Source organism: Microcoleus sp. B4-D4 (assembly GCF_036705185.1).
Classification (GTDB): domain Bacteria; phylum Cyanobacteriota; class Cyanobacteriia; order Cyanobacteriales; family Microcoleaceae; genus Microcoleus.
The window spans coordinates 1-24369 of record NZ_JAUBTX010000044.1 but is presented as its reverse complement, the minus strand read 5'-3'; the positions used below and the strand labels follow the sequence as shown (position 1 = coordinate 24369).

The 24369-nt window shown below is 47.4% G+C and carries 20 protein-coding genes; 9 read left to right on the top strand and 11 right to left on the bottom strand.

What is annotated here, in order from left to right:
- Window positions 1-10: 10 nt before the first annotated feature.
- A complete protein-coding gene (locus QUB13_RS24315) occupies window positions 11-226 on the bottom strand; it encodes a hypothetical protein (protein WP_333385912.1) in 216 nt (71 codons plus the stop codon).
- A gap of 86 nt (window positions 227-312) precedes the next feature.
- On the bottom strand, window positions 313-1467 hold the full coding sequence (locus QUB13_RS24310; RefSeq protein ID WP_333385908.1) for a DUF58 domain-containing protein: 1155 nt from the start codon (window positions 1465-1467) through the stop codon (window positions 313-315).
- A 417-nt stretch (window positions 1468-1884) separates the two neighbouring features.
- Between QUB13_RS24310 and QUB13_RS24305 the strand changes: the two genes are divergently transcribed.
- The 3 genes from QUB13_RS24305 to QUB13_RS24295 all read left to right on the top strand — a co-directional run bounded on the left by QUB13_RS24305 (window position 1885) and on the right by QUB13_RS24295 (window position 7595).
- Window positions 1885-3153: a type IV pilus twitching motility protein PilT gene (locus QUB13_RS24305; protein WP_333385906.1), complete on the top strand. Its 1269-nt coding sequence runs from the start codon at window positions 1885-1887 to the stop codon at window positions 3151-3153.
- A 1107-nt stretch (window positions 3154-4260) separates the two neighbouring features.
- Complete coding sequence (locus QUB13_RS24300; RefSeq protein ID WP_333385903.1) at window positions 4261-5892, top strand: polysaccharide biosynthesis protein; 1632 nt, start codon at window positions 4261-4263, stop codon at window positions 5890-5892.
- 497 nt (window positions 5893-6389) lie between these two features.
- A complete protein-coding gene (locus QUB13_RS24295; RefSeq protein ID WP_333385900.1) occupies window positions 6390-7595 on the top strand; it encodes a glycosyltransferase family 2 protein in 1206 nt (401 codons plus the stop codon).
- Between the two features lie 786 nt (window positions 7596-8381).
- On the opposite strand, the gene QUB13_RS24290 is transcribed toward QUB13_RS24295, so the two are convergent.
- From QUB13_RS24290 to QUB13_RS24265, 6 genes are all read right to left on the bottom strand, one after another.
- Entirely contained in the window at window positions 8382-8936 is a 555-nt protein-coding gene (locus QUB13_RS24290; protein ID WP_194008536.1) for an NYN domain-containing protein, read from the bottom strand.
- A 211-nt stretch (window positions 8937-9147) separates the two neighbouring features.
- A complete protein-coding gene (gene murI, locus QUB13_RS24285) occupies window positions 9148-10011 on the bottom strand; it encodes a glutamate racemase (RefSeq protein ID WP_333385897.1) in 864 nt (287 codons plus the stop codon).
- A gap of 10 nt (window positions 10012-10021) precedes the next feature.
- Entirely contained in the window at window positions 10022-10183 is a 162-nt protein-coding gene (locus QUB13_RS24280; protein WP_333385895.1) for a hypothetical protein, read from the bottom strand.
- Between the two features lie 171 nt (window positions 10184-10354).
- Window positions 10355-12142: an N-acetylmuramoyl-L-alanine amidase gene (locus QUB13_RS24275; RefSeq protein WP_333385892.1), complete on the bottom strand. Its 1788-nt coding sequence runs from the start codon at window positions 12140-12142 to the stop codon at window positions 10355-10357.
- A gap of 565 nt (window positions 12143-12707) precedes the next feature.
- On the bottom strand, window positions 12708-13166 hold the full coding sequence (locus QUB13_RS24270; RefSeq protein WP_333385889.1) for a hypothetical protein: 459 nt from the start codon (window positions 13164-13166) through the stop codon (window positions 12708-12710).
- A 607-nt stretch (window positions 13167-13773) separates the two neighbouring features.
- Window positions 13774-14796, bottom strand: a complete 1023-nt coding sequence (locus tag QUB13_RS24265) for an alpha/beta fold hydrolase (RefSeq protein WP_333385886.1) — start codon at window positions 14794-14796, stop codon at window positions 13774-13776.
- Between the two features lie 418 nt (window positions 14797-15214).
- On the opposite strand from QUB13_RS24265, the gene infC reads away from it, so the two are divergent.
- The 4 genes from infC to QUB13_RS24245 all read left to right on the top strand — a co-directional run bounded on the left by infC (window position 15215) and on the right by QUB13_RS24245 (window position 19861).
- Window positions 15215-15751, top strand: a complete 537-nt coding sequence (infC, locus tag QUB13_RS24260) for a translation initiation factor IF-3 (protein WP_194008541.1) — start codon at window positions 15215-15217, stop codon at window positions 15749-15751.
- 147 nt (window positions 15752-15898) lie between these two features.
- Entirely contained in the window at window positions 15899-16030 is a 132-nt protein-coding gene (locus tag QUB13_RS24255) for a hypothetical protein (protein ID WP_333385883.1), read from the top strand.
- A gap of 122 nt (window positions 16031-16152) precedes the next feature.
- Window positions 16153-19206 carry a HEAT repeat domain-containing protein gene (locus tag QUB13_RS24250; RefSeq protein ID WP_333385880.1) on the top strand — a complete coding sequence of 1018 codons (3054 nt, stop codon included), beginning with the start codon at window positions 16153-16155 and terminating at the stop codon, window positions 19204-19206.
- 181 nt (window positions 19207-19387) lie between these two features.
- On the top strand, window positions 19388-19861 hold the full coding sequence (locus QUB13_RS24245) for a Crp/Fnr family transcriptional regulator (protein ID WP_333385876.1): 474 nt from the start codon (window positions 19388-19390) through the stop codon (window positions 19859-19861).
- A gap of 311 nt (window positions 19862-20172) precedes the next feature.
- Here QUB13_RS24245 and QUB13_RS24240 read toward each other — a convergent pair whose 3' ends face one another.
- Both QUB13_RS24240 and QUB13_RS24235 read right to left on the bottom strand, forming a co-directional pair.
- Entirely contained in the window at window positions 20173-20298 is a 126-nt protein-coding gene (locus tag QUB13_RS24240) for a hypothetical protein (protein WP_333385872.1), read from the bottom strand.
- 67 nt (window positions 20299-20365) lie between these two features.
- The gene (locus tag QUB13_RS24235; protein ID WP_333087018.1) at window positions 20366-20698 is read right to left on the bottom strand and encodes a DUF4870 domain-containing protein; all 333 of its coding nucleotides are present in this window, start codon (window positions 20696-20698) and stop codon (window positions 20366-20368) included.
- 103 nt (window positions 20699-20801) lie between these two features.
- Between QUB13_RS24235 and prfC the strand changes: the two genes are divergently transcribed.
- Entirely contained in the window at window positions 20802-22430 is a 1629-nt protein-coding gene (prfC, locus tag QUB13_RS24230; RefSeq protein WP_333385867.1) for a peptide chain release factor 3, read from the top strand.
- Window positions 22431-22781: 351 nt separating this feature from the next.
- Here the strand turns inward: prfC and QUB13_RS24225 are convergent, their stop codons facing one another.
- Window positions 22782-23702 (bottom strand): alpha/beta hydrolase, encoded by a 921-nt coding sequence (locus tag QUB13_RS24225; RefSeq protein ID WP_333385864.1) that lies wholly within the window; start codon window positions 23700-23702, stop codon window positions 22782-22784.
- A gap of 157 nt (window positions 23703-23859) precedes the next feature.
- On the opposite strand from QUB13_RS24225, the gene QUB13_RS24220 reads away from it, so the two are divergent.
- Window positions 23860-24288 (top strand): NUDIX domain-containing protein, encoded by a 429-nt coding sequence (locus tag QUB13_RS24220; protein WP_194008549.1) that lies wholly within the window; start codon window positions 23860-23862, stop codon window positions 24286-24288.
- Window positions 24289-24369: the final 81 nt, after the last annotated feature.

Genomic DNA, 24369 nt, shown 5'->3' with positions numbered 1-24369 from the left:
ACGATCCCGCTTAAAGCAGCGGTTTGGGGGATGGTGGATTGAGACCCGCCGGCTGCTCGGTGGGCGATCGCCAAAGCTGTTGTGGGTGATGCCTAAACCAGTAGTCTATCGTAATGCCACCGGCGAACAACAGCAGCAATAAATATAGTTCTGTTCGCCCAAAAATAGGGTTTGAGCGATCGCCGGGAGAAAATTTTCTCTCTTTGTCATCCAGTTCATCTTTCATATTTCTTTAGCTAAACGATAAGAACACTCCCATTCTGACTGAAGTGGCTGCGATCTTCCTTCAGGGCGATCCTAGGGTCTAAAAGTCTAGGAGATGCTTGCTTGTAACTGAAGTTCTAACGGTCGGTCGGAGCGAATTTCTAACCCTGGTAAATCATGTTTTACTAATATTTTTCCGTCTGTTTCAGCAGTGGCGCTTGGCCAGAGTACCCAGCGGCTACCTTGGGAAAGAGTGCTTAAACTCGCAGCGTTTTGAGTCAGCCAAATTATCGACAATTTCGATCGACTATCGATCGCCTCTTCCCCAGCATTAACCGCGGCTAAAGTTTCCAAAACTACCCGGTTCCCCGATACGAGTCCGGTTCCGGCCGTCCAAAGTTTGACGTTTAACAGGCGCTTGCTAGCATAGAAGTAAAGAGAAGCTGCTACTGTCACGGCTCGTTCAAATTCCTTTGCTTCCCACAAAGCGCCGCTGTCGAGAGCAATAATAATGTCTTGACCGCCGGCGGCAACTTCTAACTCTCTCACGCGCAGTTCTCCGTAGCGGGCGCTGGTGCGCCAGTGAATCAGGCGGGTGGGGTCTCCGTGGCGGTAAGGTCTGAGGTTGCGGGTGAGGCCTTCGGTAGCAGTTTGCGATCGACTGCGATTGTACAATTGCGGGCTGTCTTCTTGACCGATGCGATCGATCAAAGGGCAAGCGCTCAACGGCAAAACCTGCGGGTAGACAACCGCCACCGCTTTCGCCGGACGGCTGCGGCGGCACCAAAACAACCCTAAAGGCGCAGCCGTTCTCAAGTGCACCTCTTGCCAGCGATAGATACCGCGCTGCGGGACTTCTATATAGTATGTATCCCTGTATGTACTGTTAGGCTCTATGACTTCGATCGGGCGGATGACCTCTTTTCCCAATACAAACGGCAAGATGTCTACCACTTGCAACAAAGTTTTAGGTTGGCGATCGCGATTTGTGATTTCTAGTTCGATTGTAATTTGATCGCCCGCACTCACCGGTTCGATGGGGCGACGGCGCACTTCCAAAGAACGAAGCGATTTGACCGGCAAAACCGCCGCTACGACCAACAGCGCCAAACTCCCACCGCTTAGTGCGTACAACCAACCAGCCATTGTATTAGTAGCAGACCCAAAAAAGAAAACCGTCATTCCCGATAGCAGCCAACCCGCGTAGGCGGGGGTTACAGCACGATTTTCGAGCCAGCCGACAATTTTTTGACTGATATTCATACAAGTTAAAATTGTTAATTAGTCGATCGTCCCATCAAGCCCAATTGTAAAATATTTTCAGCATCTAGCACCGAATGAGCCAGCGAGCGATTAGATTATAAATTGGGTGTTTTTTCGCAGTTATAGCAGTTCGAGCCAAAGATAGGGTATTGAGCGATCGATCCCTCAATCCTCCAATCCCTAAATCCCCCAATCTAAAATCTAAAATCTAAAATCTAAAATCGACTCACTTCTCACCTTTTTGATAAAAGCTATAATACACTGACCCCGCCCAATAACGGATACAACCTCCCGATACTCAATCACCGTCAATTCGCAAATTGTAGACGCTCATTGAAACTGCCAGATTCACGGCGCTGCGAGTCAATCCAAAATCTCAAATTTTACACCTAAAATCGACTGATTGGAGACTAAAAAATGAACCCATCAAACAATCGTACACCCGTTCGACCAGAGCCTCAAGCCCGCCGCACGCCTCCGCCGCCCCCGCCCTTAGCAATCGCAACTCCCGCGCCGAGTCCGCCCCCCGCCGCCCCGCCACGGGCTGTGGAGACACCCACCAGTACGATCGAACAAATGGTCAGAGATGCCCACAGCGCCTCGGCTTCCGACATTCACATTAGAGTCGGCCAAGTACCTCGATTTCGGATTCGGGGCGTGATGCAAATAGCAACCACCCACCCCAAAGTAACGCCAGAAATTTTTGAACATTATTTAGCCGAAATTCTCACCCCCGAGCAGCGAAAACAGTTCGTAACTACCAAAGAATTAGACGCAGCAATTTTTTATCCAGGCTTCGTGCGGTGTCGGCTAAACTGTTTTGATTCCCTCAGCGGTGGTGCCATAGTATTGCGATTGATCAGTTTAGAAATACCGACTATCGATTCCTTGAGGTTGCCAGAAGTTCTCAAAAGTATTATTCTACGATCGCAGGGGTTAATACTGGTTACGGGGCCTACCGGTTCGGGAAAATCAACAACAGTAGCTGCCATGATCGACCATCTCAACCAGATGGAACAGAAGCACGTAGTTACAATAGAAGATCCGATCGAATTCATTCACCCTTCTAAAAAATGCTTGGTCAGCCAGCGGGAAGTCGGCTTGCACACCCACGAATTTCAGCAGGCTTTGCGGGCAGTTTTGCGGGAAGATCCAGATGTGATTCTGATCGGGGAAATGCGCGATCGCGTTACCATCAATACAGCCCTGCAAGCAGCTCAAACAGGTCACTTAGTAATTGGAACTCTCCACACTCGCAGCGCCATAAACGCCATCAACCGCTTGTTGAATATGTATCCGCCCGAAGAACAGCAAACGATGCGGATTCAAATCTGCGACTCTTTGGTAGCAGTAATTGCCCAACTTTTGCTGCCAACAGTTGACAACCGCCGCGTCGCAGTTCACGACATTTTGGTGAATACGCCCGCCATGCACGATTACTTAATGAAAGGTGCTGATGACGAAGCTTTCCGGTTGATGGAACATGACACCTACGAAGGAATGCAGATTATCAACCAGGGTCTTTATAAACTGGTACTCGAAGGCAGAGTGACGATCGAAGAAGCAGCAAAAAGTTCTCCCGAAGCCAGCGATTTAGACCGTCGCTTACGGACTGGAGGCTACGATGTTGGGGACGCTCGCGGCTTTGAAGGCAGCAAAAAAGAACGCAGCATTCGCGACCGGTAGCAGCACGCAGGGGTAGTCTTGTTCTGGCTACCCCACCAATTCATACTATTTGAGATTTGAGATTTAAGAGTTGAAATTAAAAAATTGGGAATGACTTATTGTGTACGGATCTGTAGCAGTTCGAGGGAAAAATGAGGTATTGAGCGATCGCTCAATACCTCATATCATATCCGGTCAATTACCATCACAAAAACGGTTCGCGCGTGCTAATCGATCGGAGATGATATCAATCGCTCAATTCCCCAATCTAAAATCTAAAATCGATAGAAGCCTAAATTCCCCCATCTAAAATCTACAATCTAAAACTCGTACTGAGCGCAGCCGAAGTATCTAAAATCGACTCAGTTCTCACCTTTTTGATAAAAGCTATAACCTCGTATAGCAATCCTCAATCATTTGTGAATTTCTTACTCCCTCCCCGCGGCTTCGGGGAGGGTTGGGGTGGGGTAAAAAGTTTACGACTCATTTAGGATTGCTATATATAGCGGTTCTAAAAAAAGTGAGGTATGTCTTATGCCCTATGCCCTATGCCCTATGCCCTATGCACTATACCGTATCCCATATAGTACCTCATATGAGAGCACAGAAAGGCTATAAATAGCAATATTTTAGGCACACCGCAATATTTGACAATGTTTTCCGTATCTTTACTTAAACTTTTAATACAATTAGTAATAAAAAAGACATTTTATTGATAGTGGCAAGGATTATTAAGTTTCTTTAACGCCTGCACTACTTTATATTAACTTTAAAATTGCGTGAATATTCTGAGGTAATTACAAAGAAATAGTAAAGATATGTTGTGACTATTGCCAACGGCCAGCAACTTACGTTTATAGTTGTAGTGACTAATTTTTGACAGAGAAAGTTCCGACTTAGCAGCTAGCCAAAGCAAGCAGATTAAAAAATCCTTAATAAAACCACAAGTAGACTGAAAATAATTATTTAGTAGGAAAGCAGATCGCGTATCTTTCCGATTAAGTAGCTTTCTCTGTAAAAACAACCCAAATCAGCCGAATTTTAAAGATTCTGTCCCTCAAAAATCAGTTTAACAACTCTGAATCAGCATCAGCAACCGTATTTCTATAATTTAAAGGAGCCCAGAAAGTGAATAACACATTTAACCCCTCAGAAGTGTTTGAAGATGTCAGCAAAGCGGCAATAATCGATCGCATCCAGCAGCTAGTTCCCCCAGGTTCCCCCGAACCGCAAAATCCGCAAATCCTAGCAACGCTACAAACTCTCACCGCACAGCTAATCTGGGCCTATCAAGCCGACGGACAACTAGAAAGCGAACCTTTTAGCGATGTGCGCGATCGTACCATTAACCTGTACAGCCTCGCCTGCAGCAACAAAATCAAAGGAAAAACTATCCTCATCACCGGCGGAGAAGGATGCGTCGGGAGTTTTCTAATCGAAAAACTCCTCTCTCTAGGCGCAACTAACATCATTTCCGCAGACAAAGCCCGATGTCAAAACCCCGACGAAAATCTCCCGCACTTTAACAAAGAAGGCGCAGTAACTTTCTACGCCGCCGACATTCGCAACTTGCAGGCGCTCAAACACATATTTGAAGTAGAAAAACCGCACATTGTTTTTCACCTAGCAGCCCAGCGCCAGCCCGGATTAGCTGAAATCCAAATTCGAGAAACAGTTACAACCAGCCTGTTGGGATGCAAACACGTCATCCAACTTTCTGAAGAATACGGCGTAGAAGACTGCATCTTCTCTTCCACAGGTAAAACATCTCGATATTTTACAACCGAAATTTACGCCGCCTCCAAAAAATTTGCAGAATGGCAATTTGCCAAAGCAGCTCAAGAAGGAAACGTCACTTACGGGATGGTTCGCTTTACTCATATGCTAGAAAATAGCTTGTTCTGCGAGCAAATGTCCAAGAAAGTACAGCAAAGTAAAACAGTCAACGTTCACGCCCCCCACCGCTACGTAACCGCTCAAAATCTAGTCGAAGCCGTACATTTGTTACTGAATTCGCTCGTGGTTTCCGTTCCGGGAAAACTGAAAATTGTCGCCGTCAGCAATCTCGGATGGCCGACAGAAACCTTAGAAGTTGCTTTGTATAAAATTCTTGAATCCGGCAAAAATTTGCCGATTTATTTTCAAGGACTTTTACCGGGATACGAAGAACCATTTTTTCTCGGACAATTTGACTGGAACAAACCTACAGACATTCATCTCCTAATTAATGTTCTGGAAGATCCTTTCAGAAGAGTTGACCAGGCTGGCGACATGGTGATTGTAGAACTAGCTCCTTTTTCTTTGTGCGTGTTAGATAAACAAGTGTCTAACCTGGAAAAATTAATTAGCGATCAGAATTTCCAGGAAGTGGAAATTAAGCCGGCTCTTGTCGCAGCGGAAAAAGAGGTAATTGCTTCTTCTTTTGCGTGGAGTTCCGCCGCAGAATTGCTGAAAATTTTGCAGTGGGGAGTCAATCCGAAAAAATTGCAAGGTTACGGAACAGAAGTCGCTGACTACAGCGAAATTATCCAACTCCTCCTGCAAGGAATGTACGGGAGGCTCAACCAAGAAGTTTTGAATTGTGCTGGAGTTAATGCTGATGAATTTGATCAATTAGTGGAAAGTCTTTCTGCGGTGGATTCTCTTGAAGCAGAAGTGGGATATTTGCGATCGGTCTCCAAATGTATCAGACAATCTGCACTCCCGGCACAGTTCACTCAAAAAAAATCTGAACCTCTTCCTGTGCGGGAAGCGGCGTAATTGAAAAACAGTTGAGAGATTGCTTTGTCATTTTTAGTTGATTAAAAGCTAAACAACCCGAAACCCGGTTTCTTTGAAATACCGGGTTTTTCAATTTTGGGTCTGTTTGAGGTTTAATTAAGTGATTTACTTAAAATGGTAAGAATCGACATGATATGATATCATGTTGGAACGAACAATTGCAATCAAATTAGTTCGTAGTAAGGACTAAAGTCCTCTCTTGGAACGGATTCGCATTCCTTGCTACAAACCTAATAAGGGTGATGTTTTCGTATCTTATAAGTTAGATATAGCGGTTATCAAAAAAGTGAGGTATGCCCTATGCCCTATGCCCTATGCCCTATGCCCTATGCCCTATGCCCTATGCCCTATGTCGCATAGTACCTCATCTTTCGCTTGAAAAGCTATAGTGTCGATCGCTGAGTTGACTGAGGTTAAATTTGATTAAGTCAATTCAATGACCGCTGCAAATTAAATTAAATTAAGGTGCTAGAATTGTGGAAATAAATCAGCTACCGTTGCTATTTGTTAATGTTGTACTTTTGACGATCGCCCTAATCCTGCTAATTCCCGTTGCAGTTCTATTTCTAGAATGCAGTGCAGCTTTCCTGTCTAACCTCGCCCCCACAGACGAAACCAAAGAACCCCGTCCCAAAATAGCAGTTTTAATTCCCGCCTACAACGAAGCAGCAGGAATTGCCGCCACTATCTCCACCATTCTGCCGCAGCTAACACCTCAAGACCGCCTGTTAGTCATTGCTGACAACTGCACGGATGCTACGGCAGAAATCGCCCGCAACTTCGGTGCAACGGCGATCGAGCGCCACGACACAGAACGCAAGGGGAAGGGATACGCGCTGGATTTTGGCTTGCAGTCGATCGCCTCAGACCCTCCAGAAGTAGTCATTATGGTTGATGCAGACTGCATCTGCGAGTCAGATTCCATAGAAACATTAGCCCGCGTTTCAATGGCCAAACAAAGACCGGTGCAGGCCACATATTTAATGGAACAGCCGCCAGATCCTACCCCCAAAGATTCGATTTCAGCCTTAGCATTTCTCGTGAAAAACCTAGTCCGCCCCAGCGGATTAAAACAGTTAGGATTCCCGTCATTGCTAACAGGTACGGGCATGGCTTTTCCCTGGCTAATCATTCGAGATGTTCCTTTAGCTAGCGGCAATATCGTGGAAGATATGCAAATGAGTTTGGATCTGGCGATCGCCGGACATCCAACCGTATTCTGCCCCGAAGCCAGAGTCACAGGGTGTTTACCGCAGCAGCAGGAAGCAGCTAAAGGTCAAAGAACCAGATGGGAGCACGGACACATCCAGACGCTGCTAACTCAGACTCCCAGGCTGGCGACAGCTTCGATCGAGCAACAGCGTTTTGACTTAATGGCGATCGCTCTTGACTTATCCGTCCCTCCCCTATCGCTTTTAGTTGCCATTTGGCTAGCCGCTTTTGCCGCCTCCATAGTAGCAGCAATTATCGGAGCATCCGCGATTCCTGCTATCTTGTTAGCAGTACAAGGATTGCTAATTTTAGTTTCCATTGTCGGTGCTTGGGGAAAATTTGGCCGTGCCGACATTTCCGGCGCAACTCTATTATCCGTACCGTTTTATATCCTGTGGAAAATTCCTTTGTATCTGGGTTTTCTCCTGAAGCGGCAAACTAATTGGGTGCGAACAGAACGCGATGTTTAGTATTCCGTAGGGTGCGTCACCCACCTACTCGATCTAACTCAAACAGCTTTTTTCGGGGACACCCTACGATGAATAAACCGATCGGGAAAAACTATACTTTTACAAATTTTCTTGATGACGGATTTACCTTAAATAAACGGCTGCCCAAAAACTCGATCGAGAAAACCAAATATTTCGATGGGGAGTAAGAAGCGGTTGACATACAGCGTATTCCCTGTAGGTGGAATACGCTGTATGAATCTGGTAGAAAATAAAAACAAAAAAAATCTGAAGCTGGAAATTTCCAACTTCAGACTTTTACTAACTCCCCGGGTAGGATTTGAACCTACGACCAATCGGTTACACTTATCCCAACGTTTCCGAAGGGCGCGGACTATTTCATCATCCCTAAAACGCAGACTTATCATCTGTCGCGGGATGTCGGGCGCTGTGAGATTTATTGGTTAGGCTCCTCATCTCTAGTCTCTGCACCTTTCCGGCTACTTGCGATCGAAACCGCTGCCTTTCGCCAGACTTGGCTCAAGATTGCCGCCACCCGAAGTGCTGCGGTTTCCTTGAATTCACCCGATTTTTCAGTACCCGTTACCGGATAAAGCTGCTATGTCACTAGGGCTTTTGGTTGATGCCAAAGGCTTGCATTCATTACAGCCGATCGCTCTGCCACTGAGCTACCGAGGATTGCGTGGTTTTTGTCATCCACAATTACTAATAGTAGCTGAACCTATTCGATTTGGCAAGGCCTTTTGCAAAGTTTTTTTTTCTCATGCAGCAAGCGGGTTTGGGACGCTAATGCAGCCCCATTCTCATTCTGGCGAGGCGCTGCTGCGATTCTGGATCGAGGGAATTGGCCAGAAAGCGACTGGAATTGTGTTTGCGAGATTTGTGCTGGCGCTCGCTGCGGCGGGCGGTGGATTCTACGTCAGCCGCTAGTTGTTGGGCGGACATCCATTCGGCACCGTAGCCGACTACGGTTAATTGCTGGGCTCTGTCGGAGGTGGCGACAATCATTCGGCTTTTGCCTTTGACTGATCGCAACTCGTAGCGCAAATTAGCACAAGACTTTTCAATATAAGTATCTGCTGTCTGACCGAAGTCAGTGTAGTGCACAGATAAATTTTTAGTAATAATTTCTTTAACGCTGGGAGTGTTTCGATACTGAGCGTCAAACACGAGTCTAGCTTCAAAATCTTGTACGGCGCTGTAGTTAACCAAAGCCTCAATCAACTCGCGGCGGGCTGTTTCGAGTTCGTCGCGATCGCGCTTCTCTCGGAGTCGAGGCCAAAGTCCAATTATGTTATAGCCATCTACAAGTAACACTGCTTGCGATATATACGGTGACATGGTTCAAGGCTGAAGATCTCCAGCAGATAGAGGACATTATTTGCATTGTTCATCAAAGCTTTTGTTAAATCTTATTACACATCGATGTTCGATCGCTAGCTGCAATGTTCCCAGCAAAAACTCAACCCCCCAAATCCCTAGGGTTTTGGAGGGTAAGATTTTAGATTGAAGATTTCGGCGATTGTGTCGCGCGATCGAGCAATTTTCCAGCTTATTCGACAGATTCCATAGATACGGGCGATGGCTTACGCCCCGCTTCGCTACGAACAACAGTCGGCAGAGATATCTTTTCAACCGCAGGAGTACAGCCGAGCCACTGCACCGACAAATCCGCAAACTGCTCAGGAAGCCCGCTCACGCAAAAACGAGTCGGCAGCGCAGTACCAGAATTCCGCAGCCCCAAAACCTCCAACTCTCTAGCAGCAGCAGCCACAACCCGCACCGCCGGATCGATTAAATTCACCCCAACAGGCAAAAGCGATCGCACCACAGGAGCCAACAGCGGATAATGAGTGCAGCCGTAAATCAGCGTATCGATGCGCTGCTGAATCAAAGGAGCCAAATATTCCCGAGCCACCTCATAAGTATAAGGATCGTGAATCCGGTTTTGCTCCACCAGCGGCACAAAAGCCGGACAGCTAACCTGCCATACCCGACAATCCGCATCCATTTCCAAAATCGCATTTCGATAAGCATTGCTAGCAGCCGTAGCCGGAGTTGAGATCACCCCGATCCGCTTGCCTTGCTGCACCGCAGCCTGCGCCCCCGGCAGAATTACTCCCAGCACCGGAATATCAAACTCAGCCTGCACCATTTCCATCGCCAAAGCAGAACTGGTGTTGCAGGCCATAATCACCATTTTCACCTCCTGCTCCACCAGCCAGGCCATAATTTCCCGGACAAAATGCACAATTTCCGAAGCTGCGCGAGTCCCGTAAGGAAGCCTCGCCGTATCTCCAAAATAAAGTATAGATTCGTTCGGCAATTGTTCGTATAACTGCGTCAAAACAGTCAAACCGCCCACACCGCTGTCAAAAATACCGATTCTTTTTTGTCCAGAGTTGTCTGTTGTCATTTGTTAATAGTTAGTTGTCTGTTGGCAGTTGGTAGTAGTCAGTTGGCAGTTGGCAGTTGGTAGTTGGCAGTTGGTAGTTGGCAGTTGGCAGTTGGTAGTTGGCAGTTGGTAGTTGGCAGTAGTCAGTTGGTAGTTGGCAGTTGGTAGTTGGCAGTTGGTAGTTGGCAGTCAACAGTTAACAGTTAACAGTCAACAGTTAACAGTCAACAGCTAACAATTCCCTAATGACTAATGACTACTGACTACTGACTACTGACCACTGACTAATGACTAATGACCACTGACTAATGACTACTGACCACTGACTACTGACTACTGACCACTGACCACTGACTACTAACCATTATCTTTGTTGAAGATAAACTAAAATGCCGCGAGCGATCGAAGCCGCCATTTGACTGCGGTAAGCCGGATCGGAAAGTTTAGCAGCATCCTCAGCACCCGTGACAAAACCGACTTCCAGCAAAACAGAAGGCATAGAACTCTTCCTCAAAACATAAAATCTTGCCTGTCGCACCCGGCGGTCAGTCGCCCCCGTCCCGTCCAAAATACTGGCGTGAATCACCCGGGCTAAATCTTTCCCGCTATCAAAATAATAAGTCTCAATCCCGCTAACATCCGGCCGGCTCATATTAATCGCATTAGCGTGAATGCTGACAAACAAAGTAGCATTCACCCGTTCCGCCAAAGAAACTCTCGGTTCCAGGTCGATTTCGCTGTCGTCAGTCCGAGTCATCACCGCCTGCACGCCCTGCTGTTCCAGCAGCCTCGCCACCTGATACGAGATATCTAAAACAATCTCCTTCTCCTGAATGCCACCAATCCCGACTGCACCTGGATCGCGGCCGCCGTGCCCCGCATCGATCGCCACCACGACGCGGCGGTTGGATTGGGGCAAATCCCCCGATCCGATCGTCCTTCTCGGTAATGGCTGCGGATTTGGATCGCGAGTCAAAGGCGGCGGGGCGCTAGCATTGGACGATCGCAACTGCAAAGACAGCAACTGCTGGCCCGGTCTCGTCACCCTGCCTACCTCTACCCCCGATCGGGGCTGCACCCAAATCAGCACAGTCTCCGCGTCTTCCTGACTGGCAGTAAACGATACAGGGCTGTTGGCACCAAGCTGAGGAATTTGCCCCGCCAGGAAACTAGAAGAAATTCTCAGCCAGTAAGCTCTCGACGACTGGTCCCACCCGCTGGTATAAGAGATTTGGCGGTCAGTTCTCACCACCAGTTGCGTGTCATTATCGGCTAAGTCGATCGACAGAACTCTTGCTAAAGCCGCTCGCTCTGGTCTTCCAACAGCTACGGGCTGGGAGCGGCTGAGGATTGGCGCAATCGTACCCCCCGGCGACAGCACAACCGAGCCGGAATTGTTCACAGACGCGCGCCACTGAGTATTAGAAGCCTTCAGCCGCAAAGTCACGCGGGTAACGGGCGGGTCTGTTGGCAGTTGCCGGACTTCAACCCTCTCGACACCGAGCTGGCCGTTAGTTTGAGGCTGTTGGCCGCCCGCGCCCGGAGCTAAAGTAGCTCCTTCAATATCCAGGGTAGCGATGTCTCCGGCGCGACTTTGTTCAAAATTAATTTGGGGGCGGCCGCCAGCAGTGCGGACTAAAAAACCGTCTGCTGTCAGTTGAACGTTCTGAACTACGGTTTCTTCTGCAGACTGGGGCTCGCCTGCTGAAGGTTCAACCGATAACCTTTCTCCCCCGGGTTCGGAAATGGGATTTTGACTTTGGCCGCGCGTCGGTGCGGGTAAATCTACTGTCCACTCGCTGGCAGAAATCCCCCGGAATTTTACTTGTTGGGGGTCTAAAGTAAACCCGTCTTTGAGTTCGACTACAATTCTGGTTGTATCGTTGTCAAACTGTCCTGCCCGCACCGATTCGATCGCCCCTGAGAGCTGTTTGTTGACTGAGGGACGGCCTAGACTCGTTCCCGGCAAATCGATTACCAAGCGCGTCGGGTTGAAAATCAGTTGAGCCTTGGGTTGCACTCCCCCCTCTGTTCTAATGTAGAGCCGGTTCTCTGAAGCATCAAACCGCCAAGATTGCAGTCGGGCTGCTTCGGCGGCTCCGGCGAGCAAAAATACACTTAAGAAACTCGGTAGTAGCCAGTGGAATTTCACGACAGTTTTTTCCTCGTTTGCGTTACTACTAAAAGCTGGAAGGGTGCTGTTTGCCCGATCGGCTTTCAGCAGTTAGCCGCCAGCCGACCAGGGATGTCCGGGCCGTCAGTTGTTGGCCAAATTGACTTTTTTAGCCGTTAATAGGCAGCCCAATGCCAAATTCTGGCATTTTTTTACTTTCCAGCAGACTTGGGGGCGATCGGTTATAAGCTGACTGAGAAATTGTTGGCACAAGGGAAGGTATTTATAGAAGAAGGAATAATTAACAAGACCCAAGGAATAATTAAGAAAACCCAGGCTTTCAGTAATTTCAAACGTCCTAACCGTCTGGCGCTGTTGCTATATTTTTATCAACAATCAACCAGGTTTTTCCTGAACTTATCACAAGTTAGAATGGAGATTTTTACGGTTTTTCTTAGGAGCGATTTCTTCGGTCTTTCATAGGGGCACAGTTCGTTAAATCCAGGGTAGTAATCCCTTTGATAGTTGCGTTTTGTTCTAACTTTTAATCAAGCACTCTGACTAATTAACAACCTACCTCGGGAACAATCAGGATTTCCCAGATTTAAGTTACTTTTGAATACATGAAGATGTTAGTTTCATGCAAAGGAGCATATCCTTTTGCGAAAGTTTTTCCCCTGACTGTTTGACAGTTAAATACAACTACATGGCGGCACCGATATCTGGTTTTTCTTGATTTTTTATAGTAAGGGATTTTGGGTGCTTCTGGAAATTTAGTTTGGCGATCGCCCGCGCCATACCCGGTGACATTATGATAGCTAATCCATGCTTTTTGCAGTAACTGGAGAGTGTTTTGTGTCACCAGGGCGGGCAATGCTTTGTCACCGATACTCTTCGATCGCGGACGATCGACCGTCAGAGCATTGATTGGTTGACGGGGGAAAAAGTTTTGACGGTAGATATAGTTATCGCAGTTGTGATTTTTGGACTGGAAAAACTGTCGGTCGGCTTCTGGATAAAACCTGTGATTTGGTTTGATGACCTGCCTTTCGACTAACTGCATAACTTGTATATAATACTACCAGTTAGAGAAGATACACGATCGCGACGATTGTGTCAATGCCTGAGTTTCCCAAAAGGCGATCGTCAACAAAACAGTCTGGGACGCATCAGTACCTTCAAACCTTAGTTTTAGCCCTAGACGCAGCAGTGATGAGAAACCTGGTTTGACAGGCAAAAATACTGCATCTAGACCTTTAATCCCGATAAAAACCCGGTTTCTGTGGTGTTGATGCGTAAGTGCTTAACTTTTTACAGGCTCTAGGGACTACAGCGGAGGTATGTTCGTAAAAATACCATGAGTGGTGAGAAACCGGGTTTTTTGATGAACTCCTATCGCGTGCGATCAATTAACGGTACTACCAAGGGATCGCGCGATCGCTAACCATTTTTGCTATGTTAATCGATCGGACGCAAGATCGCAGAAAGACCGAGACTTGCTTTCCGGTAAGAGTCGCCCCTTGCCTAAAAAGTTGTTGAGGTTAGTTCCAGAGTTGTGTAAAGTCATTTCACCGGGTGCGATCGACTTGTGACAACCTTATTCTCGATCCAGGATATCGATACCTGCAAATAATGTGGGTTAATTAGCAACGCACCGCCCCCTATCTAAATTAACTGTGTTGCAAAGATCGATCGCCACGGGCGGCAAAGTTCCGGCCCATCCAGTCCAAAATTGCTTGATTTACTTGTTCCGGGCATTCATCCTGGGGACAATGGCCGGCATTATCTAATTCAACTAGCTCTACACAACTCGGATTGCATTCGACAAATTGGTGGGGTTTGGCGAAGCGAGGCGGAATCATCCGGTCTTGTTTTCCCCAAATTAACAGCATCGGGATTGTTAAATTTCGCAACACAGTCTTGACACCAGGGCCGCATTTTGCACTACCTACAGCTTTAAATAAAGCACAGAAGGCGCGGGCGGCTCCCCGATCGCCCGCAGGCCCTGCTAGAATTTCAACTAATTCGTCGCTAACAGCTCCGGGGTTGGCGTAGGCAAAGGCAACCCAGCGACGGACGATGGCAGGCTTGCGGGCTAAAGAAAACAAAGGCCTGAGTACGATCGGAGAAACAAATAAATTTTCTATAGATTCGATCGCCGGTAACAGCCATCCGGGCACCGCCTCGGCTCGCACAGATGGGTCTGGGAGGCTGATCGCCACCGTGCCGGCCACCATGTCCGGGTGAGCGGCCGCCGCGGCCAGACAAATCAGCGAGCCGATCGAATTTCCTGCCAATATGACCGGCTCTCTGATAAAAGTCAGCCAAAAATCGTAAACTTGATCGACCCACAAAGACACGTCGTAGTCGATGGGAGCTTTTTGGGAAGCGCCAAAACCCAACAAATCTAAGGCGTAAACCGTGTGATTTTGGGCTAGTGGAGCGAGATTTTGCCGCCAGTGGCCGATCGAAGCTCCAAACCCGTGCAGTAAAATAATCGGTGTTCTCGATGTGGTGGAGGCGATGGGTTCGGCTGCAGAGTCTTGAAATTCGATCGCCCCTGGATTTCGCCCCAAAGCCGGCCGCAAATAAGTGTATCGAGTTTGCCAACCCCGCCACACCCAGTCTCGTTGAGTGCCCACCCGTTGGTGCCAGTGTAGAGAATTTGTCAATTTTGCCTCAGCTCGCAACATAAATTTACACTTGGTTATACCTATTGTACAAGGCAAATCAGGGGAATTGGGGACTGGTAACACCCGTTGCCGCGGGGTCAAAAAAGCCGTTTTACCTCATCCTTAAGGATTTACCGGGCATTTTTTACGGTTTGGCGCTCAGTCTGGTATGGGAACGGACGATATAGTATGAAGTTAAAATAAAACTACGCCGAAACTCAGCGAGAGTGAGTAGAATAGCAAGTATTGTAAGAATTCATTTACGATTCGGTTCAAGTATGCCCTAACGATGAAGCTGAAGGCATACAGGGCGCGGTAGTACGTCCGGTAAGGGTAACAGCTTGCCAAATAGCTCGATCGGAAAAAGTGAAATATTGACCGATCAAGCCTGTAACTATCAAGAAACTTCGCTATTAAACTACTGCTTGTAAAAACATTCATGCCTGTGATTGAAAGAAGACAAAATCGCAACCTACCCCAGATCAACGAAAACATTCGATACCCCACAATCCGGGTGATCGATACCGACGGCGGCCAACTAGGGATATTGACACCCGCAGAAGCGCTCCGTCTGGCAGAAGAAAAAGAACTCGACCTGGTACTTGTCAGCGACAAAGCTGACCCGCCCGTATGCCGGGTAATGGACTACGGGAAGTACAAGTTCGAGCAGGAAAAGAAAGCGCGAGAAGCCAAGCGGAAGCAGCACACTGCCGATGTCAAGGAAGTGAAGATGCGCTACAAAATTGAAGAACACGACTACCAAGTGCGCCTCAAGCTAGCAGACCGCTTTATCAAATCTGGAGATAAAGTAAAAGCCACGATCATGTTCAGAGGTCGGGAAATCCAACACAGCAACCTAGCAGAGGACTTGCTAAAGCGCATGGCCACAGATTTGCAGGAAATCGCCGAAGTGCAGCAAGCCCCGAAAAAGGAAGGGCGCAGTATGATGATGCTGCTGTCTCCCAAAAAACAGTAATAGGGCGATCGGTCATCAGTAGACCTATGCCATTGTTCAGCAGGCATCGAGCCTGCTCTTTACAAGCTTGGCTATCGTGTCCGGTCGATTTACAAACATAAGATTGGTTCGTAGTGCGGACACCAGGACGCAACCCAATAGCGGACAATGACTGACGCACTACGAACCGTTTTTGTGACGCAAATCGATCGGACAGGATCTGAGAGCAAAAGTCCAGTCATCAGTCAAGAGTCAAAGATTGGTGACGGTGGATTAATCGCCCCGCCCCAAAACGGATAGAAGTTTGCCACAGGAGTCGCGGACGCGCCAAAACAAAAATTTTAGACTCCTGTACTCGCTCTCACATTCACCGAGCCGCAAGTAAATCTAAAATCTAAAATCGAAATATTAACGCACCAGAAATGGAAAATTTTCAAATGGGCGCGATCGCCAGAGCAAGACAGGGAGTGCTGCGATCGCTCAACTTGCGATCGGAAGAATTAGAGCGAACCTTACTGATGTTCCTCGTCTACACTCTAACCTCCGTCGGGCTGATCTGGCTGGAATTGAGCACGGTAGGTTTGTTTTTAGACGAATTCGGTGCAGACAAAATGCCCTATATCTATATAGCCAGCGCCTTTATCGGTTCTGGTTTGGGATTTGTCTACTCGTGGATGCAAAAAATCCTGCCGCTGAGGCGCACCGTCGTAGTTGTGATGGCAATGATGTCGGTACCGCTATTTTTGTTTCGATTCGGCATCGGCTACGAAAATACTAAAATAGCTGGCATCAGCATCGCTTTTATTACTATTTTTTTGATGTGGCTGTGGGTAGAAGCTTGCTATGTCCTCAACGACCTCAATACTTCTATAACTTCCAATCAACTTTTTAACATTCGAGAAATCAAGCGCACCTATCCGTTAGTCAGCAGCGGCTATCTAGTAGCTGGAGTAGTCAGCGGATTTTCTCTGCCAGTCTTGCTCTACGTAGTCAAACTCAAAAACGTTACCCTAATATCCGGGTTGATGGTGGCGGCAGGCTCGTTGCTGCTGTACTACCTCACGGAAAAATATAGCCAAGCATTCCCGGAAACTGCTCGGTGGACAGATGACGACGACGAAGACGACCAACAAGAATTTACCGCCCGCAAAGTTACTGGGCCTCTGCAAAAATACGCGATACCTCTAGTCAGTTTCTTCGTGCTGGCAGAAGTCGTCTACGTGCTGGTAGATTTTCAATTCTATAGCCAGTTAGAATACCAAAACCCGGGGGACGGAGCGAGCGGAGCTAGTTGGATTGCTAGCTTCCTGGGCATTTACGAAGGTATACAAGGTCTGTTTCAAGTGGCGACTCAGTGGTTTGCTTCCAGCCGCTTGGTAGAACGAATCGGTGTATTCGTGACGGCGATGATTTTGCCGGCGGGCATTGCTATTCTGGGGGTGCTGACTTTAGGAGCATCCCTCGGTCAGCTAGTATCTGTGTTTATCGGGCTAATATTGCTGAGATTTTTAGACGAACTGCTGCACTACACGCTTTTGGAAACTGTTAGCCCGGTGTTATTTCAACCGATTCCCGACAATATTCGATCGGGCATTCAAACTCTGGTCAACGGTGTGGGCGAACCTTTGTCCTGCGGAGCTACAGGCGTAGTTATCCTGGTGATGCTGTGGGTGACAGACAAGATACTCCCCCACGAAACCGAAAGCGCATTTCACGACCTGCAAAGCTTGGTATTCATCGGTACGATCGTAGTTTTGGCGCTGGTGTGGGTATTTGTGGTGTGGCTGATCCGCTCTCAATACGTAGGGCTGTTGGTCAAAAGTGCCGAACGCGGGCGCTTGGGCGTGACAGATGTTGACCTCAAAGCTCTCAAGCGCGCAGTGGTGGAAACTCTAGAACAGCCGGGGGGCGAAGATGAAAAGCGCTCTTGTATAGAACTGCTGACGCAAATTGACCCCAAAAATGTCGGAGAAGTTCTCGCACCTATTCTGGATTCGCTTTCGCCACTTTTGCAGCGCCAGAGCTTGGAAACTATGCTGCAACACCCGAACCCCGCATATTTAGAATTTGTCCGCGCACTCTCGCAACAACCATTGCCGCCGGAGGTGCTGGCTTTGGCTTTGCGCTACATCTGGCTGACGGAGGCTGAACCGAATATTGACAGTTTGCGGCCTTATTTGCAGCAGAATGTCGATCCGGTGGTGCGGGGTACGGCGGCTGCTTTAATTATGAGAAGGGGCGATCGCCAGCAAAAAGCAGAGGCTACTAACACGCTGCGCCAAATGCTGACGAACAAGCTGGAGCGAGAACGGGTGATGGGGACGCGCGCTCTGGGAGAGGCTGATTATTTGCAAGGACTGCGGCTGTACATCCCGAATCTGTTGCAAGATGAATCTCTGCGAGTTCGCTGCGCTCTGTTAGACGTGATTTCGTCTACTCATTCGGAAGAATATTATCCTTCGCTGCTGCGAGGACTAGGTTACAAATCGACTAGGGAAGCGGCTTTGCAGGCTATAGTCAAACTTCACAACGATGCGATTCCTTTGCTCGTGTATTTGGCTGAGGATATCCACAAGCCGGATTTGGTCAGGTTGCAAGCTTGGACGGCTCTGGGTCAAATTGGGACTGTTGAGGCGATCGACATTTTGGTCAGCAATTTGATGACTGGTTGGGGAACTACGAGGCGCAACATCCTCCGCATCCTGTTGAAAATGCCTTCGGAAGCGGGGATAGAAGGGGTTCTAGACCGCATCGGCCGCAGCGGCTTGGAAACTCTTATCGAACAGGAGTTGATGTTTATCGGTCAAATTTATGCGGGTCTGGTAGATTTGTCTGGGGTAACGACCTATGACAAGTTTTCCGATCGAGATCCTAACAGCGCCGCGATACCTCCGAATGATACGGCTCAATTGTTGCAGCGAGCTTTGGCGGGGTTGGAGTCTGATGCTAAGGATCGGTGTTTTTTGTTGATGAAGTTTCTTTATCCGCTGGACACGGTACAAGCTGCTGCTTTCAACATCGCTTCGGGCCAACCTTCTATGGTGGCTAGGGGATTGGAAATTCTTGACAATACTGTGGATATAGTTAGGAAGCGATCGCTGATCAATTTGTTGGATCAGCACTCGGAAAGAGAAAAGTTGACCAATCTCTCTGAATTGATGGTTTACAAACCTCTAACTCCTAGCGATCGTTTGCGCCGCTTGCTAGAATTGCGCCACTTCCTTTCGGATTGGGCCTTGGCTTGCTGCTTTCATTTGGCGAAGGAGGCGCGCTGGAGTCTTACGGCTCAACAAACTCTCGTATGTCTGCAACACCCGACGGGTTTTGTTCGCGAAGCAGTGTTAGCCTATTTGAAAATAGCTTCGCCGCGAGCTTTGCTCGAATTGTTGCCGAGGCTGCAAAATGACCCCGATCGTTTGGTATTCGCTCAAGTTGAAGAGATGATGGCAGAGTTGGGCGCTGGGGGAAAAAGGTAACATTAGTTGTTAGTTGGCAGTGGGCAGTTGGCAGTTGTTATTGTCAGTCAACAGTCAACAGTCAACAGTCAACAGTCAACAGTCAACAGTCAACAGTCAACAGTCAACAGTCAACAGTCAACAGTTTTTATTCCCCTTCTCCTTCCCCTTTTTAAGTTTAATTAAATCACTGCATCTCATTATGTTAACTAGCGTCGAACGCCTATTGTTTGTCAGGGAAGTTCCGATTTTTAAGGAACTGCGAGATGATTTTCTTGTGCGTCTAGCATCGGTAATGGATGAACTTTCGTTTCCTTCCAAGCATAGGATTTTTACGGAAGGACAGGAAGGTCGATCGCTCTATATTTTGGTATCGGGAACGGTGCGGGTGCATATAGGCGATCGCGATTTGGCACAGTTGAAGGCGGGGGCTTGTTTCGGGGAAATGTCGCTGTTTGATGCGGAACCTCGATCGGCTTCTATTTCTACTCTGGAACAATCGGAGTGTTTGATGCTGACTCAAATGCAGCTTTATGATGCGATCGATGAAACGCCGGGAATTGCTGTTAATATCATTCGCTTGCTGTCGCGCCGGATTCGCGAATTGAATCTAAAGTTGAATGCTAAAGAGGTGATTGTGACACCAGAGACTGCTAGAGTTGCTGAAATGCGATAAAGTTTGGGAATCAGTCAGTAGTTAGTAGTCAGTTGTTAGTAGTCAGTTGTCAGTTGTTAGTTGGTAGGGGCGGTGGATGGTGCGTGCCCGCCCTCTTAGTAGTCAGTTTTCATTGGGGATTGGGAATTGGAAATTGGAAATTGGGCACAATTTATGTTTTGTAAAGCACCATGAAAGGATGAGGGCTGGTTTGGATTATATACTGATTTGTATCATAAGTTGTTGGCTAAACCCGCCCGTACAAATCTTCCTCATTCCTTATTCATTCTTCCTTATTTCTGCTTCCTTCTTCCCTCTTCCTTATTCCTTATTCATTCTTCTTTATTTCTGCTTCCTTCTTCCGACAAACTTACATCCTTTACATCCGTTACATCCGTTACATCCGTTACATAATCCGTTGCCGAACTTCCCCTCTTCCTTCTTCCTTCTTTTAGCAAACAATTAAAAACCCGGTTTCTGAAAAAACCGGGTTATTTAAATCGATGGTGAAGCGCGATTTACTGTCTAAACTATGCGGAAAATAAAAGGATAGCGGTAAGGTTGGTTGGGATTTTGCAAAATGTGGAGGATGGCCATGATTGTTAGTCCCCAGTGAATTGCGAAACCTATCAAGCCTGCTAAGCCAAGTGTCACAAAAGATAGTGGAACCAGAATCAGACCGTACAACCATACATTCAGGTGAAAATTGATCGATTCTGTGGCGTTTTCTTTGACAACGGGGTCATCTGATACTAACAATACTGCGATCGGCGCTCCGATCGAGAACACTAACGTACTGAAAAAAATTGCCCCGTGACACACGAGTGATAGCAGCTTGCGCTTGTCGGAGTCGTACATATTACTTGTATTTCCTTGACTTTACTGATAATTTTACCTTCTATAGCAACTCTAGCACAGGCTATAATGGCGATCGGGTGATGATTCCCCTACTTACTTTGTGATGACAACAGAACTCGAAACTGAACTGCTAACTGCTGTAGAGCGCCGGCGCAACTTTGCCATTATCTCGCACCCTGATGCGGGTAAAACTACTTTGACAGAAAAGCTGCTGCTTTACGGAGGTGCAATTCACGAAGCAGGTTCTGTGAAAGCGCGGCGGGCCCAGCGACACGCTACTTCTGACTGGATGGCGATGGAACAGCAGCGGGGAATTTCGATTACTTCTACTGTTTTGCAGTTTGAGTATAAAAATTATCACATTAATCTGCTCGATACTCCGGGACACCAAGATTTTAGCGAAGATACTTATCGAACTCTGGCGGCGGCTGACAATGCGGTGATGCTTGAGGATGCTGCTAAGGGTTTGGAACCGCAAACTCGCAAGTTATTTGAAGTTTGTAAGTTGCGACGTCTGCCTATTTTTACTTTCTTTAATAAGCTCGATCGCCCTAGCAGAGATCCTTTGGATTTGTTGGACGAAATTGAGAAGGAATTGGGCTTACAGACTTATCCGGTAAATTGGCCGATCGGTACGGGCGATCGCTTTAAGGGTGTTTTTGACCGCAGAGGGCGCAAAATTCACTTGTTCGAGCGGACTAAACACGGTTCTCGCGCGGCAGTTGATACCGTCATTGAATTGGGCGATCCGCGCATTGAGGATTTGTTAGAACAAGACCTTTACTATCAGCTTAAAGAAGAGTTGGAACTGCTGGATGAGTTGGGAACTGAACTGGATTTAGATTTGGTTCGGGCTGGGAAAATGACTCCGGTTTTCTTTGGCAGCGCGATGAGCAATTTTGGGGTAGAACTGTTTTTGGATGCGTTTTTAGATTACGCGATGAAGCCGATCGCCCGCAACAGCAGCGTCGGGGAACTTCCGCCAACTTACGAAGATTTTACCGGGTTTGTGTTTAAATTGCAAGCAAATATGGATCCGAGACACCGCGATCGCGTAGCGTTTATTCGGGTTTGTACGGGCAAGTTTGAAAAGGACATGAACGTGACTCACGCTCGCACTGGTAAAACGGTGCGTTTGTCAAGGCCTCAAAAGTTATTTGCTCAGGATCGGGAGTCGATCGAAGTTGCGTATCCGGGCGATGTGATCGGTTTGAACAATCCGGGGGTTTTTGCGATCGGCGATACTATTTACACCGGGCAAAAACTGGAATATGAAGGAATTCCCTGTTTTTCACCGGAACTTTTTGCTGTTTTGAGAAATCCCAATCCTTCTAAATTTAAGCAGTTCCGCAAAGGCGTTTCCGAGTTGCAAGAAGAGGGCGCAGTACAAATTATGTATTCGGCTGACGAGTCGAAACGCGAACCAATTTTGGCAGCAGTAGGACAGTTGCAATTTGAGGTGGTGCAGTTCAGAATGCAGTCGGAATACAATGTGGAAACGACGATCGAGATGTTGCCTTACAGTGTAGCCCGTTGGGTTGATGGCGGTTGGGATGCGCTGGCTAAGGTTGGACGGCTGTTTAATACGGTGACGGTGAAAGATACTTGGGGAAGGCCGGTTTTGCTGTTTAGAAATGACTGGAATTGCCGGCAGGTGGAAGGGGAGCATCCTGTTTTGAAGTTAAATGCGATCGCGCCTGTGGTTTCTGGTTTGGCTGTTAGCGCGGAGTGAGCGTTATACCAATTTCATAAAATAGCGCTATATCTTATCCCCCCAACCCCCCCGCGACTTCGGGGGGGCTAAGACATTACTCGTTACCAGGCTCTGCCTGGTAATGCAGATCCGGAGGCTCTGCCTCCTTCGCTCTCGCAACTTACAGGAGAGAAAACTGTAGGAGGAGCTTAAGTTAGAATACGGTTTACTTAAGTTATAAGTTGTAGGGTGCGTCGCTCCTTGAATCTGGCGTTGCGGGGCGAAAGTTGTTCTTGGTGGCGCACCCTACGTTCACTCCTACCAATCCAGTTAAAAACAATGCAAACCAGAGTCCAATTATAGCTTTTTTGAATGAAACAATTCACATTTCTAATTTTTCTGTGCAGCCAGTGATATCTTAAACTGTTTTCCCACATAACTCAATGAATCGGCTAAATGCTTGTGCCAATAATTCCAACCGACATCAGGGCCAACAATCCCGTGTCCGCCCGGAAATTTGTTAAATTCGTTAGCAACACCCAAACGGTTTAATTGTTCGTGAAACTGTTGCGTAGAAATTAGAAATTCCTTGTCTTCTTCCCCAGCATCCAAATAAGCCCGCAACCGCTGTTTATCTTTAACAGAAATTTTTTCCACTAAATATTTAGGACTGTTAGCCTGGCCACTTTGGTCGGTAAAATAACCGCTGTGGCTGAACAGAATATTAAAATTATTCAAGTAACGCAAACCAATATTAAAAGCTCCCCAACCCCCCGAAGATTGTCCTCCCATTGCCCAGAATTTGGGGTCTTGCTGCGTTCTGTAGCGCGATTTTACGATTTGAACCAACTCGGAGCCGATCGCAGTTCCAACCCGACCATTGGGCCCGTCAAAATACTGCGGGTCCCACAAAGGACTCGTACCCCGCTTGTCGTTTCCGTCAGGAGTAATGATAATTGACGGCGGCAATCTTTTGGTTTTATATAAATCGTGAAGTACAGAAGTAACAGCAGCTTTGTCTTGATAAGCGCGCGCGTCTCCGTGTCCGCCATGCAGCAAAAAAATCACTGGATAGCGCTGTTTGGAATTTTTTGCGTACCCAGGCGGTAAAATTAAGCCGTAGGTGCGCTCTGAATTCATAGCTGCACTTTTATATGTTTTGAGTTCAAAATCTAAGTTGGCATCTACTATTACTTTCGGAGGGTCTAACTGAGGTGCTCCGGCAATAAAAACATACCAGTATCCAGTCGCACCTAGTATGAGGATTGCACCCGTACCGATACCTAAAACTTTTCCCAGCCACTTAGGCATAATGTTAGTTGACGATTAACGATTGACGGTTGACGGTTGACGGTTGACGGTTACTTGTTATTTGTTATTTGTTACATATAAAATCATTAATACCAAATGTCCAATGCCCAATGCCCGATTCCCGATTCCCGATGCCCCATTCCCAATTCCCAACAAAATGAATTACCGAAATCCCGCTCCTACAGTTGATATTATCATTGAATTGACCGATCGCCCGCACCGACCAATAGTCCTGATAGAACGTCTCCATATTCCCTACGGCTGGGCAATTCCCGGCGGCTTTGTCGATTACGGGGAATCGGTAGAAACGGCCGCCAAACGCGAAGCTTTAGAAGAAACGAGTTTGAATGTAGAATTGATCGAGCAATTCTACGTTTATTCTGACCCGAATCGCGACGCGCGCCAGCATACTATTAGTATTGTATTCTTGGCTGTGGCAACGGGCCAACCTCAAGCTGCCGACGATGCTAAAAATTTACAAATTTTTGAATCTTGGCAGATTCCTGCACAATTGTGTTTCGATCACGAGATAATTTTACAAGATTATTGGCGTTACCGTCATTACGGATTGCGGCCGCGTTTGTAGGAGAAGTCATTAGTCATTAGTCATTAGTCATTAGTCATTAGTCATTAGTCATTAGTCATTAGTCATTAGTCATTAGTCATT